The 15,457-nt window shown below is 71.5% G+C and carries 18 protein-coding genes and 1 pseudogene; 5 read left to right on the top strand and 14 right to left on the bottom strand.

The genetic code is table 11. From position 1 onward, the window contains the following. Positions 1-54 precede the first annotated feature (54 nt). A complete protein-coding gene (locus tag CXQ92_RS17115) occupies positions 55-1,236 on the top strand; it encodes a heparan-alpha-glucosaminide N-acetyltransferase domain-containing protein (protein WP_104168985.1) in 1,182 nt (393 codons plus the stop codon). Between the two features lie 29 nt (positions 1,237-1,265). Here CXQ92_RS17115 and CXQ92_RS17120 read toward each other — a convergent pair whose 3' ends face one another. Genes CXQ92_RS17120 through CXQ92_RS17150 form a run of 7 tightly spaced genes read right to left on the bottom strand, consistent with a single transcriptional unit; the run spans position 1,266 to position 6,848 of the window. Continuing rightward, positions 1,266-1,766 (bottom strand): hypothetical protein, encoded by a 501-nt coding sequence (locus CXQ92_RS17120; RefSeq protein WP_104168986.1) that lies wholly within the window; start codon positions 1,764-1,766, stop codon positions 1,266-1,268. After that, the gene (dapB, locus tag CXQ92_RS17125) at positions 1,763-2,536 is read right to left on the bottom strand and encodes a 4-hydroxy-tetrahydrodipicolinate reductase (RefSeq protein WP_104168987.1); all 774 of its coding nucleotides are present in this window, start codon (positions 2,534-2,536) and stop codon (positions 1,763-1,765) included. The genes CXQ92_RS17120 and dapB overlap by 4 nt, the downstream gene beginning before the upstream one ends. A 10-nt stretch (positions 2,537-2,546) precedes the next feature. Next, positions 2,547-2,984 (bottom strand): molybdenum cofactor biosynthesis protein MoaE, encoded by a 438-nt coding sequence (locus tag CXQ92_RS17130; protein WP_104168988.1) that lies wholly within the window; start codon positions 2,982-2,984, stop codon positions 2,547-2,549. After that, complete coding sequence (locus CXQ92_RS17135) at positions 2,971-3,456, bottom strand: molybdenum cofactor biosynthesis protein B (RefSeq protein ID WP_104168989.1); 486 nt, start codon at positions 3,454-3,456, stop codon at positions 2,971-2,973. The genes CXQ92_RS17130 and CXQ92_RS17135 overlap by 14 nt, the downstream gene beginning before the upstream one ends. Continuing rightward, positions 3,453-3,938, bottom strand: coding sequence for a cyclic pyranopterin monophosphate synthase MoaC (gene moaC / locus CXQ92_RS17140; RefSeq protein ID WP_104168990.1), 486 nt, complete (start codon positions 3,936-3,938; stop codon positions 3,453-3,455). Before moaC ends, CXQ92_RS17135 begins: the two co-directional genes overlap by 4 nt. Next, positions 3,935-5,254: a gephyrin-like molybdotransferase Glp gene (gene glp, locus CXQ92_RS17145; RefSeq protein ID WP_104168991.1), complete on the bottom strand. Its 1,320-nt coding sequence runs from the start codon at positions 5,252-5,254 to the stop codon at positions 3,935-3,937. The genes moaC and glp overlap by 4 nt, the downstream gene beginning before the upstream one ends. Positions 5,255-5,300: 46 nt before the next feature. Beyond that, positions 5,301-6,848, bottom strand: coding sequence for a molybdopterin-dependent oxidoreductase (locus CXQ92_RS17150; protein WP_104168992.1), 1,548 nt, complete (start codon positions 6,846-6,848; stop codon positions 5,301-5,303). A gap of 196 nt (positions 6,849-7,044) precedes the next feature. On the opposite strand from CXQ92_RS17150, the gene moaA reads away from it, so the two are divergent. Continuing rightward, a complete protein-coding gene (gene moaA, locus CXQ92_RS17155) occupies positions 7,045-8,115 on the top strand; it encodes a GTP 3',8-cyclase MoaA (RefSeq protein WP_104168993.1) in 1,071 nt (356 codons plus the stop codon). A gap of 1 nt (position 8,116) precedes the next feature. Continuing rightward, positions 8,117-8,368 carry a MoaD/ThiS family protein gene (locus CXQ92_RS17160; RefSeq protein ID WP_104169011.1) on the top strand — a complete coding sequence of 84 codons (252 nt, stop codon included), beginning with the start codon at positions 8,117-8,119 and terminating at the stop codon, positions 8,366-8,368. Here the strand turns inward: CXQ92_RS17160 and CXQ92_RS17165 are convergent. The 6 genes from CXQ92_RS17165 to CXQ92_RS17190 form a co-directional block, all read right to left on the bottom strand. Further along, the gene (locus tag CXQ92_RS17165; RefSeq protein ID WP_104168994.1) at positions 8,365-8,730 is read right to left on the bottom strand and encodes a hypothetical protein; all 366 of its coding nucleotides are present in this window, start codon (positions 8,728-8,730) and stop codon (positions 8,365-8,367) included. The genes CXQ92_RS17160 and CXQ92_RS17165 overlap by 4 nt on opposite strands. Positions 8,731-8,744: 14 nt before the next feature. Further along, positions 8,745-10,250: a CYTH and CHAD domain-containing protein gene (locus CXQ92_RS17170; protein ID WP_181033728.1), complete on the bottom strand. Its 1,506-nt coding sequence runs from the start codon at positions 10,248-10,250 to the stop codon at positions 8,745-8,747. 83 nt (positions 10,251-10,333) lie between these two features. Continuing rightward, positions 10,334-10,717: a hypothetical protein gene (locus tag CXQ92_RS17175; RefSeq protein ID WP_104168996.1), complete on the bottom strand. Its 384-nt coding sequence runs from the start codon at positions 10,715-10,717 to the stop codon at positions 10,334-10,336. Between the two features lie 54 nt (positions 10,718-10,771). Continuing rightward, positions 10,772-11,239: an STAS/SEC14 domain-containing protein gene (locus CXQ92_RS17180; RefSeq protein WP_104168997.1), complete on the bottom strand. Its 468-nt coding sequence runs from the start codon at positions 11,237-11,239 to the stop codon at positions 10,772-10,774. A 272-nt stretch (positions 11,240-11,511) separates the two neighbouring features. Further along, the gene (locus tag CXQ92_RS17185; RefSeq protein ID WP_104168998.1) at positions 11,512-12,354 is read right to left on the bottom strand and encodes a universal stress protein; all 843 of its coding nucleotides are present in this window, start codon (positions 12,352-12,354) and stop codon (positions 11,512-11,514) included. Between the two features lie 216 nt (positions 12,355-12,570). Then, positions 12,571-14,232 (bottom strand): catalase, encoded by a 1,662-nt coding sequence (locus tag CXQ92_RS17190; protein WP_104168999.1) that lies wholly within the window; start codon positions 14,230-14,232, stop codon positions 12,571-12,573. A 73-nt stretch (positions 14,233-14,305) separates the two neighbouring features. On the opposite strand from CXQ92_RS17190, the gene CXQ92_RS17195 reads away from it, so the two are divergent. After that, positions 14,306-14,770, top strand: a complete 465-nt coding sequence (locus CXQ92_RS17195) for a Fur family transcriptional regulator (RefSeq protein WP_104169000.1) — start codon at positions 14,306-14,308, stop codon at positions 14,768-14,770. Positions 14,771-14,884: 114 nt separating this feature from the next. After that, positions 14,885-15,121 (top strand): hypothetical protein, encoded by a 237-nt coding sequence (locus CXQ92_RS17200; RefSeq protein WP_104169001.1) that lies wholly within the window; start codon positions 14,885-14,887, stop codon positions 15,119-15,121. Between the two features lie 82 nt (positions 15,122-15,203). On the opposite strand, the pseudogene CXQ92_RS17205 reads toward CXQ92_RS17200, so the two are convergent. After that, positions 15,204-15,457: pseudogene (locus CXQ92_RS17205) on the bottom strand (hypothetical protein); the annotation flags it as partial.

The following is a 15,457-nucleotide window of genomic DNA, read 5'->3' on the forward strand; positions in this document are numbered from 1 at the left end:
CAGTCCGGGCCGCCGCGCCGGGGACGCGGGAGGTGCCTGTGGGACCATGGCTGGATGCACACGACGTCCGCGCCCCGCCGCCTGACCGGGATCGACGCGGCGCGCGGCGTGGCCCTCTTCGGCATGATGAGCACGCACATCCTGCCCCTCTACGCCCCGGGCACCACGGACGCCACGTGGACGGCCCTGGTGTTCTCCGGCCGCGCGTCCGGCCTGTTCGCCGTCGTCGCCGGCATCGGCCTGGCCCTCCTGACGGGGGGGCGCCCCCCCCACCGCGACCGGACGCTCTCCGCCGACCGCACGGGCATCGCGGTCCGCGCCCTCGTGATCGCCCTGATTGGGCTCGTCCTCGGCGGCGTCGAGACGAACATCGCCATCATCCTCGTCCACTACGGGCTGCTGTTCCTCCTCGCCCTGCCGTTCGTGGGGCTGCGACTGAGGGCCCTGGCGGCGTGGACGGCCGGCTGGCTGCTGCTCGCCCCCGTGGCCGCCTACCTGCTGCGACCCCTGGTCACCGCGGCCGTGGACCCGCCCTCCGTCGGGGGCAACCCCGTCTTCGAGCACTTCCTCGCACCGGCGACGCTCGCCGCGGACCTCTTCCTGACCGGCTACTACCCGGTGCTGCAATGGCTCGGCTTCATCCTCGTGGGCCTCGTGATCGGACGACTGGACCTGTCGCGGTTCGGCGTGCAGCTGGGACTCCTCGGCGCGGGCGTGCTCGCCGCGGTCGGGGCCCGGCTGCTGAGCACCCAGCTCCTCGGGCCCGGCGGCGGTCTCGCCGCCCTCCTGGCGACCCCGGACGGCAGCCGCTACCCGCTGGAGGCGATGCTCGACGTCGGGCTCGCGAGCATCGACCAGTCGGGCTCGTGGTGGTGGCTCGCGGTCAGCGCACCCCACTCGGGGACCACGCTCGACCTCGTGCACGTGGCGGGATCCGCTGCCGCGGTCGTCGCGGCCTGCCTCCTGCTCACGCGCCGGTTCCCGCAGGCGCTCCTGCCGCTCTCGGCGCCGGGGGCGATGACCCTGACCCTGTACGCCCTCCACATCTGCGTCATGAGCTGGGCGGACAAGCTGACCCCGCTGCCGGAACCCCTGCTGCTCTTCTGGCTGCAGGTCGCCGCCGCGGTCGCGATCGGCATCCTGTTCCAGCGCCTGCGCTCCCGCGGACCCCTGGAACTGCTCGCCTCCGGTGCGGCCAACGCGGCGCGGGACGGACGTGCCGACGCCCGGCACTGACGCCCTGGGCGCGCGCGCCGGTCCCCCTGCTAGAGCGCGGCGCCGGCCCCGTGCTGCCGGTACAGCTTCGCGGCGTCGCGCATCGCGCGGCGGGCACGCTTGCGGTCGCCCGCGGCGTCATAGGCGCAGGAGAGCCTGAACCAGCTCCGCCAGTTCCCGGGATCCGCTTCCACCTCGGCCTGGAAGGCGGGGAAGGCGGCGTCGGCTGCGGACCGCACGATCCGCCCGGCGGGTGTCCTCGGGAGGTCGTCGACGGGCAGGCCACCCTCGGCATCGAGTCGGCGCGCCATCTGCTCCGTCCGGGCGCCGAAGAGCAGTTCCCGGATCAGGGCCCACGCGCCGATGCACGGCAGCAGGAGATACCCGACGCCCAGGGCCTTGGCCACGGGCTCGGGGTCGCCGAGGAGCAGGAAGCTGCGCTGGAAGGCGACCACGAGCCAGAACACGAGGAGCGCCGTGACGAGCAGCACGCCGACCTTGACCTTGTGCTGCCGGTAGAACCCGAGCACCGGGTTCGGGGGCGGGGTCATGACCCCGCCCCACCGGTCTGCAGGTCCAGATAGCCGTCCAGTCCCACGGTCAACCCGGGGTACCGGGCCACCGAGCGGATCCCGAGGAGGACGCCGGGCATGAACGAGGCGCGGTCGAAGGAGTCATGGCGGATGGTCAGCTGCTCTCCCGCGCTCCCGAACAGGACCTCCTGGTGGGCCGTCAGTCCGCGGAGCCGCACGGAGTGCACGGGGACGCCGTCCACGCTCGCGCCGCGCGCGCCGTCGAGCTGGTCCCGCGTGGCGTCCGGGGCGGCGGGCACGCCCGCGCCGGCCCGCGCCGCGGCCACGAGCTGGGCGGTGCGCACGGCCGTGCCGGAGGGGGCGTCGACCTTGTCCGGGTGGTGGAGCTCCACGATCTCGACGGAGTCGAAGTAGCGGGCCGCGGCGGCGGCGAACGCCGTGGCGAGCACGGACCCGAGCGCGAAGTTCGGTGCGATCAGGACGCCCGTGGACGGGGTGGCGGCCAGGAGGGCCTTCAGGCCGTCCAGGCGGTCCGCGGTCCAGCCCGTGGTCCCGACGACGGCGTGCATGCCGTGTTCGACGGCGAAGCCGACATTCCTGGCGGTCGCGTCGGGGACGGTGAGGTCGACGACGACGCGGGCACCGGCGGAGACGAGCGAGTCGAGCGGGTCGCTGCTGCCGAGGGCGGCGACGAGCTCGAGGTCGTCCGCCGCCTCGACCGCGCGGACTGCCTCGGACCCCATGCGTCCCCTGGCACCCAGTACGGCCACCGGCAGTAGTTCAGTCATGCCCTCAAGCCTACTGTTCCGCGCCTGCCCCGACCCATTCCACGCTGCCGTCCGCGAAGAACTGTTCCTTCCAGATGGGGACACGCTCCTTCACGAGGTCCACGAGGTCCGAGCAGGCCCGGAACGCCTCGCCGCGGTGCGCGGCCCCGACCACGGCGACGAGCGCCTGGTCCCCGATCGCGAGGGGACCTACGCGGTGCGCCACCCAGATCCGGATGCCGTCGTGCCGTGCGGCGATCTCCTCGGCGACCTCCCGGATGACGCGGTCGGCGCTCGGGTGCGCCGAGTAGCTCAGCGAGCTCACCTCGCGGCCGCCGTCGTGGTCCCTCACCACGCCGCTGAAACCGACTACGGCCCCGCAGTACGGGGAGTCGACGCCGGCGTGCGCCTCCTCGGGAGTGATGGGGGTGTCGGCGACGGCGGCGTGCACGACTTCACCGGTGGTCATTGTGGCCCTCCTGCTGGGAGCAGATGTGGTCGATGAGCGGGGAGAGGACGGCGAGGCCGTCGCGGACTCCCCCGGGCGATCCGGGCAGGTTGATGACGAAGGTGGAGCCCGCGGTGCCCGCCAGCCCGCGGCTGAGGACCGCCGTGGGGACGGCGTCCGCGCCGGCGCGGCGGATGGCCTCCATGATGCCGGGCAGGCTGCGCGTCAGGTACGGCGCGGTCTGTTCGGGCGTGACGTCGTCGGGACTGAGCCCCGTCCCCCCGCTCGTGATGAGCACCGACGGGCGGGCCTCGAGGGCGGCACCGATCGCGGCGCCGACGGCGTCACCGTCGGGAACCACGACGGCGTCGGCGACGGCGTAGCCGTGGTCGTAGAGCCAGTGGGCGATGGCAGGGCCGCACTCGTCCTCGTAGGTGCCGGCGGCGGCGCGGGTGGAGGCGATGACGACGGCGGCGGTGCGCAGGGGTGTCATACGGCCCAGTCACCGCTCTTGCCGCCGGACTTCGAGAGCACGCGCGTGCCGGTGATCACCGCGTGCTTGTCCACGGCCTTGATCATGTCGTAGAGGGTCAGTGCGGCGACGGACGCGCCCGTCAGAGCCTCCATCTCCACGCCGGTGAGCGAGGTGGTCTTCGCGAGCACCACGACCCGCACACGGCCGCCGTCGGGCTCGAAGTCGACGGTCACCTTCGACAGCGGCAGCGGGTGGCACAGCGGGATCAGCGTGGAGGTCTGCTTGGTCGCCATGATGCCGGCGACGCGGGCGACGGCGAGGGCGTCGCCCTTCGGCAGGCCGCCGTCGGTGATGAGTGCGACGACGTCGGGCGTCGTCTCGAGGGTCGCCTCGGCGACCGCCTGGCGGACGGTCGCCTGCTTGCCGGAGACGTCGACCATGTGGGCGGTGCCGTCGGAGCGGACGTGGGAGAGCCCCTCGGTGGGGGGTGGAGTGCTCATGATGGAGTCCTTTCTGCGGAGTCCATTCCACCAGATCCGGCCCGATCCTCCGCGACCGGGTCCCCGGTTGCCAGGGGGGCCGCCGGTATGGGACCGATGAGGGTGACGTCGACGCGGTCACCCCGGGCGAGCGAGGCGACGCCCTCGGGCAGGTGGACGAGGCAGTTGGCGGCGGCCAGGGCGTGCAGCAGATGGGACTCGGGGCCGCCCACGAGCGTCACCCTCCCGTCCCGGTACACGCCGCGGCGTACCTGGTGCTTGGCGGGAGGACTGTCGACGCCCTCGGCGAGGACCGCCCCCAGCACGGGGCGGGGCGCCGGGACCCCGGTCAGCCGGTGGAGGGCCGGCCGCAGGAACATCTCGAAGGAGACGATCGCGCTCACGGGGTTGCCGGGGAAGCCGAGGAACGGGACGCCGGAGAGGGTTCCGTGCGCCTGGGGTCCGCCCGGCTGCAGGGCCACCGAGGAGAACTCGACGCTGCTGTCCGCCAGCGCCTGCTTCACCACCTCGTAGGCGCCCTGGCTGATGCCTCCGCTGCTGAGGACGAGGTCGGTGCTGTCCGCCGTGATGCCCGCGAGGGCCTCGCGGAGCACGGCCGGATCGTCCCCGAGCAGGCGGTGGCGGGTGACCTCGGCGCCCGCCTCCCGCAGCGCCGCCTCGAGGAGGGTCGTGTTGGCGTCGTAGATCCGTCCCGGCGCGAGGTCCGAGCCGGGCTCGGCCACCTCGTCGCCGGTGGACAGGAGCAGCACGCGGAAGCGCGGGGCCACGCGGACCTCGCCGACCCCGCAGGCGGCGAGGAGCCCGAGCTGGGCGGCGCCGAGCAGCGTGCCCGCCGGCAGTGCGAGCCCGCCCTCCGCGATGTCGCTGCCGGCCCGCCGCACGAACAGTCCGGCGTCGATCCCGCCGGGGAGTCGCACGGTCGCGGTCCCGTCCGCCCGCTCCGCGGCCGAGTGGAACCGGGCGGGCTCTGCCTGTTCGATGGGCACGACGGCGGCGGCGCCCGCCGGCAGCATGGCGCCGGTCATGATCGGGGCCGCCGTTCCCGGCTCGAGCGGCGGCGGCGCGATGCCCGCCGGGATGGGCTCCGCCACCGTCAGCGTGGCCGTGCCCGCGAGGTCGGCGGCGTGGACGGCGTACCCGTCCATCTGCGAGTTGTCGAACGGCGGGAGGCTCACCGGCGCGGGCACGTCCTCCACCAGTGCCCGGCCGAGGGCGTCGCGGAGCGCGAGCACCTCCGCGGCCGCTCGGGAGTACCCGCTGCCTGCGTGCAGGAGTCCGGCCACGGCGGCCTGGTGTTCGGCGACGGTTCGTCTCATGGCTGCCTTCCGCGCGCTGGTGCCGGGACCGCCCGGCGGGCGTGGCCTAGGTCACGGAGAACGTTACCGTGTGCAGCCCTTCGGCGCCGTCGGGGGCCGGGGGCACCGTGTCCCCGGACTGCGCCGCGCCCTCCCGGTCCACCGCCCGCGCCTGGAGGGTGTGTGATCCGGCCTGCAGCCGCAGGGTGGCGCCGTACTGGCACCACGTGTCGTCGGAGATCGTCGTCGCGAGCGTGGCACGCTGCCAGGGCCCGCCGTCAACCCTCACCTCGACGGCCCCGACTCCCCTGTGCTGCGCCCAGGCCACCCCGCCGACGACGACGTCCCCGGCGGGGACGCTCGCGTTCGGGCGCGGGACGTCGATCCGGGAGGACGTCTTGACGGGGCCGCGCTCGGACCAGCCTCGGGTGGACCAGTACGCGGTGTCGTCGGCGAAGCGGGTCACCTTGAGCTCGGTCACCCACTTCGTGGCCGACACGAAGCCGTACAGACCCGGGACCACGAGCCGGACCGGGAAGCCGTGTTCCACGGGCAGCGGCTCCCCGTTCATGCCGACGGCGAGCAGCGAGTCCCGGGCGTCGGTCAGCGCTTCGAGGGGCGTGCCGGCCGTGAAGCCGTCCACGCTCCGCGACAGCACCATGTCGGCCTCGGGCCGCACGCCGGCTCGGGCGAGGAGCTCGCGCACGGGCCAGCCGAGCCAGCGGGCGTTGCCCGTCAGGTCCCCGCCGACGGTGTTGGACACGCAGGCCAGGGTCACGTGGCGTTCGATCAGGGGCAGGGCGAGCAGTTCGTCGAACGTGATCTCGAGCTCGCGGTCCACGAGTCCCGTGACCTTCAGGGACCATCCGGCGGCGTCGACGACGGGCACCACGAGTGCGGTGTCGATCCGGTAGAAGTCAGCGGTCGGCGTCACGAGCTCGCTGACGCCCTCGATGCCGAGGTCCGCACCCTCGGGGACGAAGGAGCCCTCCGGCGGCGGCGCCGCCCCGGTGGGCGCGGGCAGCGTGATCGACGAGCGCTGCTGCGTCACGGCGGTCTGGGAGGAGCGCACCCCGGTGGCTGCCGCGCCGGTGGCGGCGGCGACGACGGCGGTGCCGCCGGCCCCCTGGAGGAACCGGCGGCGCGCCGGGAGCGAGACCTCCCCGCCGTCGTCGGCCGCCCTGGACCACGTGCCCAACGCCCGGATGAGCGCGGCCAGGACGAGGATCGCGACGAGTGCCGCCACCGCGGGAGCCACGAGGGAGACGGTGGAGGACTGCGGCCGTGAGGCCACGGCGAGCGCGCCCGCTATCCCGAAGCCGACGACGACGGCCCGGCCCGCGAAGGCCCGCCGGTACTCGAGCGTGCCGGCGGCGAGGGCGATCCCGACGATGACCGCGGCGATCGTCGCCAGGAGGACGGCCTTGTCCGCCGTGCCGAACCAGGCGATCGCCCAGTCCTTGACGGCCGGGGGGACGACGTCGATGACGGCGGACCCCACGGCGCTGACCGGGGTGACGGAGGGGCTCAGTGCGGCTGCCGCCAGCTCACCGGCGATCACCCCCAGCCCCACCGCCAGCGCGCCCGAGACGGCGGCCCACGCCGGGCGTCGCATACTCACTGGGGAATTCCTGCCTTTCCGTCATGTCCCGACCGCTCCGCCGTCCGGCCGGTCAGGTCCGCTCCTTACACGACCACGGGTGGAGGGAGGTTCCCCGCGTTCTACAGGGTCGTGACGCCGGGTGGAAGCCTCGCCCGTCCGGGCGCCCCCGGGTAGGGTCCGGGCCGATGGAGGGCGTAACCTCGAGTGCATGGGAATCCAACTGGGAATGCCCCGCGTTGCCCGCGGGGGCACGATCGAAGGCCTCCTGGACACCCACGGGAGGCAGGCAACGGACATGCGCCTGTCGCTGACGGACAAGTGCAACCTGCGGTGTACCTACTGCATGCCGGCCGAGGGACTGAACTGGCTGCAGAAGGACCAGGTGCTGTCCCGCCAGGAGATCGTCCGGCTGGTGCGCATCGGCGTGGACCTGCTCGGCATCCGTGAGCTGCGACTGACGGGCGGGGAACCGCTGGTCCGGGCCGACCTGCTCGACATCATCCGGGACATCCGCGCGCATCACGCCGACCTGCCGATCTCGATGACGACCAACGCCCTGGGCCTGGAGCGCCGTGCCGTGCAGCTGAAGGACGCCGGGCTCACGCGAATCAATGTCTCCATGGACTCCCTGCACCCGGAGACCTTCGCCCAGCTGACCCGCCGGCCCTTCCTGGACCGCGTGCTCCGGGGCATCGAAGCGGCCGCCGACGCCGGACTCGGCCTCGTGAAGATCAACGCCGTGCTGATGCGCGGCATCAACGACCACGAGGCGCCCGATCTCGTGGAGTGGGCGGTGTCCCGCGGGTTCGAACTGCGCTTCATCGAGCAGATGCCCCTCGACGCCGACCACGGCTGGACGAAGGAGGGCATGGTGACCGCCGCGGAGATGCGCGCGCTGGTCGAGACCCGCTTCGTCCTCACCCCGGACCCCCGGAGACGCGACGGCGCGCCCGCCGAGCGGTGGGAGGTCCGGGCGAGGACCGCCCCCGACGTCGTCCTCGGGACCGTCGGCATCATCGCGTCGGTCACCGAACCGTTCTGCGCCGATTGCCGACGGACGCGCGTGACGGCCGAGGGCAAGATCATGAGTTGCCTCTTCTCCCGCGAGGAGACGGACCTGCGCGGCCTCCTGCGCTCGGACGCGGACGACGAGGCCGTGGCCCAGCGCTGGCGCGACGCCATGTGGCTCAAGCCGCGGGCGCACGGCATGAGCCACACGGGGCTCGGTGCCGAGGACTTCGTCCAGCCCGACCGGTCGATGAGCGCCATCGGTGGCTGAGGTGCTGGTGAGGTATTTCGGGGCGGCGAAGGCCGCCACCGGTGTCGGTGAGGAACGGTTGCCCGGCGGACGCACGCTCGCGGCCGTGCTCGACGAGTTGCGCGCACGCCCGGCCTCCCCGGGCGCCCCGTCCCTGGTGACGGTCCTCGGGCGCAGCAGCTTCCTGCTGAACGAGGTCGCGCTGCGGGACACCTCGACCGTCCTCGCGGACGACGACGTGCTGGACGTCCTGCCGCCCTTCGCCGGCGGCTAGGAGGCAGCGGAGCCGTCGACCTGCACCCGGTCGGCGCCGGCGGCCGGGGCGCCTGCCGCCGCGCCTGCCGGGACTGCCGCCTCCGGCAGCAGGCGTCGATCCTCGTGCTGCCGGTCGATGGTGACGCGGTACCAGTAGATGGCCTTGTGACCGACGGTCAGGTCCACCGGATGCCCCTGGTGGTGGCTCATGCCGCAGGTGTCCTCGCCCCAGACCTCCACGTGGACGACCCGCTCGTGAGAAGGGAGACCGCGGTCCTCGACCGCCTTCTGCGCGTAGCGCATCAGCACCAGACCTTCGAGGTAGCCGGCGCCCGCGGCTCGCAGGAAGCTGACAGTCTCGTACCGCGGGTAGGTCGTCATGGCGGGGGCCGTTCCTACTTCGCGCGAAGCTCCGAGGGGAAGTGCTTCCATTCCCGGCGGAAGCGGGATTCCGCGCGAAGGGCTGCGACCTGTTCCAGGGCATGCAGCCGACCGTAGGTGAATCCGTTCTCACCCTGCTTGAACGCAGCCGCACCGAGGCGGCGCAGCAGGTCCCGGGTCACGATGCTGTCCTGATGCTCGCCGAGGATCTTCTGGATCCCCACGGCCGCCTCCCCGATGCGGGAAACCTTCTTCCGGCCGAGTGGGGCCGCGGCCTCGGTCGCGTACCGTAGCCGCTTGCCCTCCTTGCGCGCCTCGTGGAGGGCGGGGTGGTCTCCGACGCCCGCGGGGTGCTGCCTGGCCTCGTCGACTGCCGAGCGCAGGCGCCGGATGTCCCGGTTCAGGAGGTCCGGGATCACCTGAGCGGCCGGCTCGGCGGCCCGGGCCGTCAGTGCCGGGGCTGCCAGCACGGATTCGAGGGTGTCGAGCAGCAGGAAGTAGCGGCGCCCGCGCAGCGCCTTGAGGGCCCGGGCGTGGGCCTTCCGGTAACCGTCCCCGAGCTCCAGGTCGACCCTGCGCCGGACCGGGCCCAGCACCAGTTCCGGCGGTTCGTCGGCCAGCATCTCCCTGAGCCGTGCGTGCATGACCTCGGCGTCCCGCGCCTTGCCGAGGACGCCTGCGAGCCACTTCAGTTCCTCACGCAGGAGCCGTACGGCGTCGGCGTCCTCCAGCAGGGCGCGGTACGTGCCCAGGACCGACCGCACGCGCCGGGTGGCAACCCGCATCCGGTGGACCGCGTCGGGTGCGTCCTGCCGCACCTGGGGATCCTGCTCCTCGAGCGCGGCCATCTGCTCGTGGAGGTAGGCGAGCAGGATGTCCCCGGCCGGACCGCCCGGTGTCGGTGTGGGTCGCGTGTCGGCGACGGTGCGGAGCAGGGAGCCGAGGGTCCGCTCCAGTTTGGAGCTGTGGGCGGCGGGGCGCGCCCCGGCGTCCGCGACCCGGGTCTGCACGGCATCGAGCAGGTCGATCGACCCGTCGACGAGCTCGATCTCCCATTCACGCCAGTGCAGGCCGGTGGGTTCGGGCCGCAGCGCCTCGGCCTGCACACGGTCGTCCATGAGGTCGGCCAGGATCCTGCCTCCCTCGTCGCGGAGGTGGTGCACGATGCGCCGCGTCGTCAGCCGGGCGACCGGCACCAGCGCCCCGTTCCTGACGTGCACCCGGATCAGGTCCAGCAGTGCCTCGGGGACGCCGTCGGCCTTCCTGCCCAACGGCTCACGGTGTTCGTGCCGTTCGTCGGGACCCGCCGGGATCTTGAGGTGCCACCCGGCGTCCTCACCCCCGGATCGTCGTCGCAGCGTGATGCGCCGGGAAGCCAGCCTGAAGTCCTCGGTGTCGAAGTACTCGGCCTCGAGCCGATGCTCGACCGGCTGGTCCACCGTCCCGATCCCGGGAAGGTCGTGCAGCGAAGGAACCCCGGCGTCGTCATCGACGTCGAATTTCCGCTCAATCTCAACCACGGCATCAGGACGCATAGGGCACTGTATATCGGGACACCGGCCCGCGTCAGCAACCGGCGGGCGGCCCCGTCACCGCGACGCCGTCAGGGTGCGTGGGGGCAACCGGTGAGCCAGGGCAGGGCATTGGCCCGGTGCCGGAAGTACCGGGTCGGATAGGGCGGATCATGGACCTCGGCGAAGAACGCCGCGAGGGCCCTGTCCACCGCCGTCGGTCCTACGATCGCCATCGCCGCGATGTTGAGGTCCCCGGCGAACCGGCGGAGGGCGGTCCGGCTGAGGGTCACCATGCCGTTGAGCTCGACCAGCATCGGCGGACACACGTTCCTGCTGATCACATCGGCCCGCTCGACGAGGGCGATCGCATCCGCCTCGCCGACACTCATGCCGGCAAGCCATTCGACCCACAGGACCCCGTCACGCATCGTCGCCGTGAAGGCCTCGGCCGCCAGCTGTTCCTCGTCGATCATCGCTCCCTCTCCATCAGATTGCTCGGCATCCGGTCGCAGACCACGCCCGGGCCGCTACACGAGGCGGGACGACGGATCGGGAAGATGACTCGTCAGCCATGCCAGCGCCGCGTCCTCGTCGGTGAAGAACCGGACCTCGTGCACCGATTGCTGCACGGATGCGGCGTTGACCCGGTCCACGGGGGTGACCCCCAGCATCGCAGCAGCCAGGACCATGATCTCGGAACCGTAGGCTGCCCTCGCACCGGCGTTGATGATCTTGATGTGGCGCATGTCCACCAGGATCGCGTACGGGACATGACCCACCAGCTCCAGGCTCTGCTTGAGGACATCCCTGGCGTCGGCTTCCTGGACCTCGGTTCCCGGCACCCAGGTCAGGCGGAGCAGGGCAGGACGGAGCAGGCTGAGCGTCGCCCTGCCCTCGGCCGCGGAGACCCTGACCGCCCGGCCATAACCGGACGCCGGCACCGTGTCCGCACCCGGCCGCAGCGCCTGCTCGGTCCGTCGATCGTCGATACCCACCAGCTCCCAGCCACAATGGTCGTCAGCTCCCCATCCTACGAACCAGCGGGTCCCATGACGTACGGGGCACCCGCAACTTATCCGCAGATTGTCCGCATGGGAGCGAGAGCTGCACAACGGGGAGCCCCTCCGGGGCCGACCCGGCGCGGGGAACGGCCGGCAGCCCGTCGTCGTGCCCCGTAGCGTTCCACCCTCTTGCCGGCTCCGGCGAGGGCGGAGACGAGCGAGCTCGGCATCGGCGGTCCTTCTCGCCGTGCTTCGGGACATATGTCCTACCGGACGACGATGACGTTGCCTCGGGCGTGGTGGAGGACGGCGTGGACCGTGGACCCGAGGCGGGCGCCGAGCGTGTTGGTGCCCTTCGCGCCCAGGACGACGCAGACGGCCCGATGCGCCTGGTGGATGATGACCCCGGGGACGGACGGTTCCGCGAAGGAGTCCTCGATGACGGTGAGGTCCGTATCCGCAGGCAGGAGGTTCAGGGCCTGCTGGATGACGGGGTCGTGCTCCGGGTCGGGCTGCCGCGTCCGGGCGTGCCGCGTGTAGGGCCGGACGTGGAGCACGCGGAGCGGCACGTGCAGGGTCGCCGCGAGGACCGCTGCCTCGGTGACGGCGCGATCGCTCTCCGGTGATCCGTCGACCGCGACCAGGACGTCGCCCTCGCCGGGCTGATCCTCGCGGATGACCGCGATGGGGCAGGAGGAGGACGCGGCGAGGTGGAGGCTGACCGAGCCGATGACCAGGCCGGCGAACCCGCCGAGCCCGCGGGTGCCGGTGACGAGGAGGGCGGCGTCGGCGGAGAGCCGTGTGAGTACTTCGGAGGGAAAGCCGGTGATGAGCCGCACGCTGACCTCGAGGTCCGGTTCTGCCTGTTTCGCGAGATCGAGGCCTTCGGCGCTGGTGCGTTCGGCGGCCCGCTGGAGGCCGCTGTCCTTGATGTCGCCGACCGGGCCGAGGTCCTGGGTGAAGAACGGCCAGACCCAGCAGTGCACGACGACGAGAGGCAGTCCGGAGACAGCCGCGTGGTGGGCCGCCCACAGCACCGCCCGGCGGGAGCCGTCCGAACCGTCATACCCGACAAGGACAGGCTTGACCGGCGCTTCGGCCGGGCTCACGCTGATGCACCGACGATTAGCAGTGACGGAAGGGGGCCATAGGGCGGCGGTGTTGCATGCATGCTGAGTCCTTGTCCGAGCAGAGGTCCTGCCTGAGCATGACCCACTCCGGCCCGGATCAGTAGGACTGTCCGCCTCCCGGACGGACGACAGGCCCCACCCTTCGCAGGGTAGGGCCTGTCGGGTTCGGGTGTTCAGCTGGTCACGGCCGTCCGCTCAGCGGGTGACCACCACGTGCTCGTTGGGCACGCAGTGCGTCATGGTCAGTCCCTCGACGTCGCGGGGGCCGTTGCTGCCGAGGTTCTTCAGTCGCATCAGCTCGTCCTCGGACAGGGTCTGGCTCGCGAGGGGCGGCAGGTCCTTGACCTCGTCGACGCCGATGCCCAGACCCTCACCGACACGTGCTCCGAGCTCGTCATCGACGAGGTAGAAGTGCCAGACCATGCGCTCCTGCACCGCGCGTGCCGCCTGCCCGATGAGCGTGACGAAGTTGCCGACGAGGTCGTCCTTCTCCCACTGCTCGAGCAGCTGGTACCGCTGGCCCGCCTGCAGGTAGTCGTTGGTGAGCGGGATGCGCTTGCGCGTCAGTCGCCCCTGGATCTCCGGGCCCTGGTCGTCGTGCGTGGGGTACTGCCCCTCACGCAGGCCACCGGTGATGGAAGGCTCGTAGTTGACGTGGGGGTTCTGCCCGGGCGCCCGGTCCGTCCCGTAGGACATCTGGCCACCGCCCTGGTTGGTGTGGACCGAGGCGTTCTTCGCCGAGTTGACGGGGAGCTGGAGGTAGTTCGGGCCGACGCGGTAGCGCTGGGCGTCGCTGTAGCTGAAGGTACGCCCCACGAGCATCTTGTCGTCCGAGAAGTCGAGGCCGTCCACCAGGACGCCGGTCCCGAAGGAGAGCTGCTCGTTCTCGTTGTGGTGGTCCGTGACGTTCCGGTTCAGCGTCATGGTGCCGATGAGTTTCGGCTCGAAGTCCTGTTCCGGCCAGGTCTTCGTGTCGTCGAGGGGATCGAAATCGAGCTCCGGGTGGTCGCCGTCGTCCATCAGCTGCACGTACAGGTCCCACTTCGGGTAGTCGCCGCGCTCGATCGCCTCGTACAGGTCCTTCGACGCGTGGCCGAGGTCCGTCGCCTGGATGTTGGCGGCGTCCTCCTCGGTCAGGCTCTTCACGCCCTGGCGCGGCTGCCAGATGTACTTCACGAGCTTGGTGGCACCATCGGCATCGACCCACTTGTAGGTGTTGACGCCGAATCCCTGCATGTGGCGGTAATCAGCCGGTATGCCGCGCGGGCTGAAGAGGTTCACGAGCATGTGCATGGCCTCGGGGGTCTGCGACATGAAGTCGAAGATGCGGGCCGGTTCCTGCCTGAACGTGATGGGGTCCGGCTTCAGGGAATGGATGACGTCGGGGAACTTGATGGCATCGCGGATGAAGAACACCGCGAGGTTGTTGCCCACGAGGTCCCAGTTGCCGTCCTCCGTGTAGAACTTCACCGCGAAACCGCGGGGATCCCGGGCCGCCTCGGACGAATCCCGGCCGCCGATGACGGAGGAGAAGCGGATGGCGACATCGGTCTTCTTGCCCGGTTCCGAGAACAGCTTCGCACGGGTGTAGGTGGCGATCGGCTCGTCACCGCACTTCCCGGTGGCCTCGAAATCGCCGTACGCCACGAACCCGCGGGCGTGGACCACGCGCTCGGGGATGCGCTCGCGGTCGAAGTGGCTGATCTTCTCGAGGAACTGGTAGTTCTCCAGGGTGGCCGGGCCGCGGGCACCGACGGTCCGGGAATTCTGGTTGTCATACACCTGGTGGCCCTGGCGGTTGGTCAGGACGGGCCGGTCGTCCCCTTCGGCGGGCGGCTGGCTGGCGACATCAGTCATGCGGTGCTCCTCACGGTGGACTCTCAACAACGGTTGTTTTGAGTAGTTCAAAACAAACGGTACAGTGGTAACCATGCCGACTGCATCCACTTCCGTCCCCGACATCGATGTGCTAAGGCACACGATCCGGGCGTCGGGGCTGAAGGTGACGGCGCCCCGGGTCGCGGTGCTGCGCACCCTGCAGCACCTCCCGCACTCGAGCGCCGAACGCGTGTTCGACCGCGTGAAGGACGAGTTGTCCGGGACGTCCCCGCAGGCGGTATATGGAATCCTGGCGGCCTTCACGGGAGCCGGCATCGTCCGTCGATTCGATCCTCCGGGTTCCCCCGCCCTGTTCGAATGCAGGGTCGGGGACAACCATCACCACCTCGTCTGCGTGGCGTGCGGGACCATCAGGGACGTGGATTGCGTGATCGGGGAAGCGCCCTGCCTGGAGCCGTCCGACGATTCCGGGTTCACCGTCTTCGCCGCCGAAGTGACGTTCAACGGCTTGTGTGAGCAATGCCGCGCCGCCGCCTCGGCCACCGACGACCCGTAGCCGGAAAACACCCACCAACCACCGGCCGATCATCGGTCCGGTGACCCACCGTACGGGCACCCACCCACCAGCCTGGTGCGGTCATGCCTGAAATCGACCGAGAAGGAAGAACCCTTGACCCTCATCGCCCCCACCACCCGCCCCGATGTCCGCCCCGCCTCCCCCGGCAGGCTGCCGGCGTCCCCGCTCGGCGGGAGCTACATCACGACGAGCCGCACGACACCCAAGAGCTTCCGGGCGCCCGGCACCTACGTCACGTCGAACAGGCCCGCACCCGCCACCTTCGGCAGCTATGTCACCACCGAGGTCCGACGCCCGGTGTCCGGCGGCTCGTACACCTACGTCGGCTAGCAGGGCCGCGGCATCGACCGGCAGTACGACGTCGGTGAGGGCCGGTGCCGGAGCGTCCGCTCCGGCACCGGCCCTCGGCGTCTCAGGTGAAGACGTGGAGGAAGCGGAGGAACACGGAGGCGGCGACGGCGATCCAGGTCAGGACGATGATCGGTGCCACCCAGGCCGCCAGGCTGCGCGTCAGGCCGGCGGGGGCGGGAATGATGCCGTGGACCAGGTTGCGGACGGTGGTGAGGATGACCAGGGGGATCATCGCCGACCACACGACCATGCAGTAGAGGCAGAGGATGTAGATGTCGAACAGGGCCTGGCTCCACAGCCAGGCCGCGAACACCG

The organism is Arthrobacter sp. SX1312 (assembly GCF_002929295.1).
In the GTDB taxonomy this organism is placed as follows: domain Bacteria; phylum Actinomycetota; class Actinomycetes; order Actinomycetales; family Micrococcaceae; genus Arthrobacter_D.

Excerpts from the sequence above, each read along its gene's own strand:
- CXQ92_RS17115 (WP_104168985.1), top strand. The coding sequence starts at position 55 with ATGCACACGACGTCCGCGCCCCGCCGCCTGACCGGGATCGACGCGGCG.
- CXQ92_RS17120 (WP_104168986.1), bottom strand. The coding sequence starts at position 1,766 with ATGACCCCGCCCCCGAACCCGGTGCTCGGGTTCTACCGGCAGCACAAG.
- dapB (WP_104168987.1), bottom strand. The coding sequence starts at position 2,536 with ATGACTGAACTACTGCCGGTGGCCGTACTGGGTGCCAGGGGACGCATG.
- CXQ92_RS17130 (WP_104168988.1), bottom strand. The coding sequence starts at position 2,984 with ATGACCACCGGTGAAGTCGTGCACGCCGCCGTCGCCGACACCCCCATC.
- CXQ92_RS17135 (WP_104168989.1), bottom strand. The coding sequence starts at position 3,456 with ATGACACCCCTGCGCACCGCCGCCGTCGTCATCGCCTCCACCCGCGCC.
- moaC (WP_104168990.1), bottom strand. The coding sequence starts at position 3,938 with ATGAGCACTCCACCCCCCACCGAGGGGCTCTCCCACGTCCGCTCCGAC.
- glp (WP_104168991.1), bottom strand. The coding sequence starts at position 5,254 with ATGAGACGAACCGTCGCCGAACACCAGGCCGCCGTGGCCGGACTCCTG.
- CXQ92_RS17150 (WP_104168992.1), bottom strand. The coding sequence starts at position 6,848 with ATGCGACGCCCGGCGTGGGCCGCCGTCTCGGGCGCGCTGGCGGTGGGG.
- moaA (WP_104168993.1), top strand. The coding sequence starts at position 7,045 with ATGGGAATCCAACTGGGAATGCCCCGCGTTGCCCGCGGGGGCACGATC.
- CXQ92_RS17165 (WP_104168994.1), bottom strand. The coding sequence starts at position 8,730 with ATGACGACCTACCCGCGGTACGAGACTGTCAGCTTCCTGCGAGCCGCG.
- CXQ92_RS17175 (WP_104168996.1), bottom strand. The coding sequence starts at position 10,717 with ATGATCGACGAGGAACAGCTGGCGGCCGAGGCCTTCACGGCGACGATG.
- CXQ92_RS17190 (WP_104168999.1), bottom strand. The coding sequence starts at position 14,232 with ATGACTGATGTCGCCAGCCAGCCGCCCGCCGAAGGGGACGACCGGCCC.
- CXQ92_RS17195 (WP_104169000.1), top strand. The coding sequence starts at position 14,306 with ATGCCGACTGCATCCACTTCCGTCCCCGACATCGATGTGCTAAGGCAC.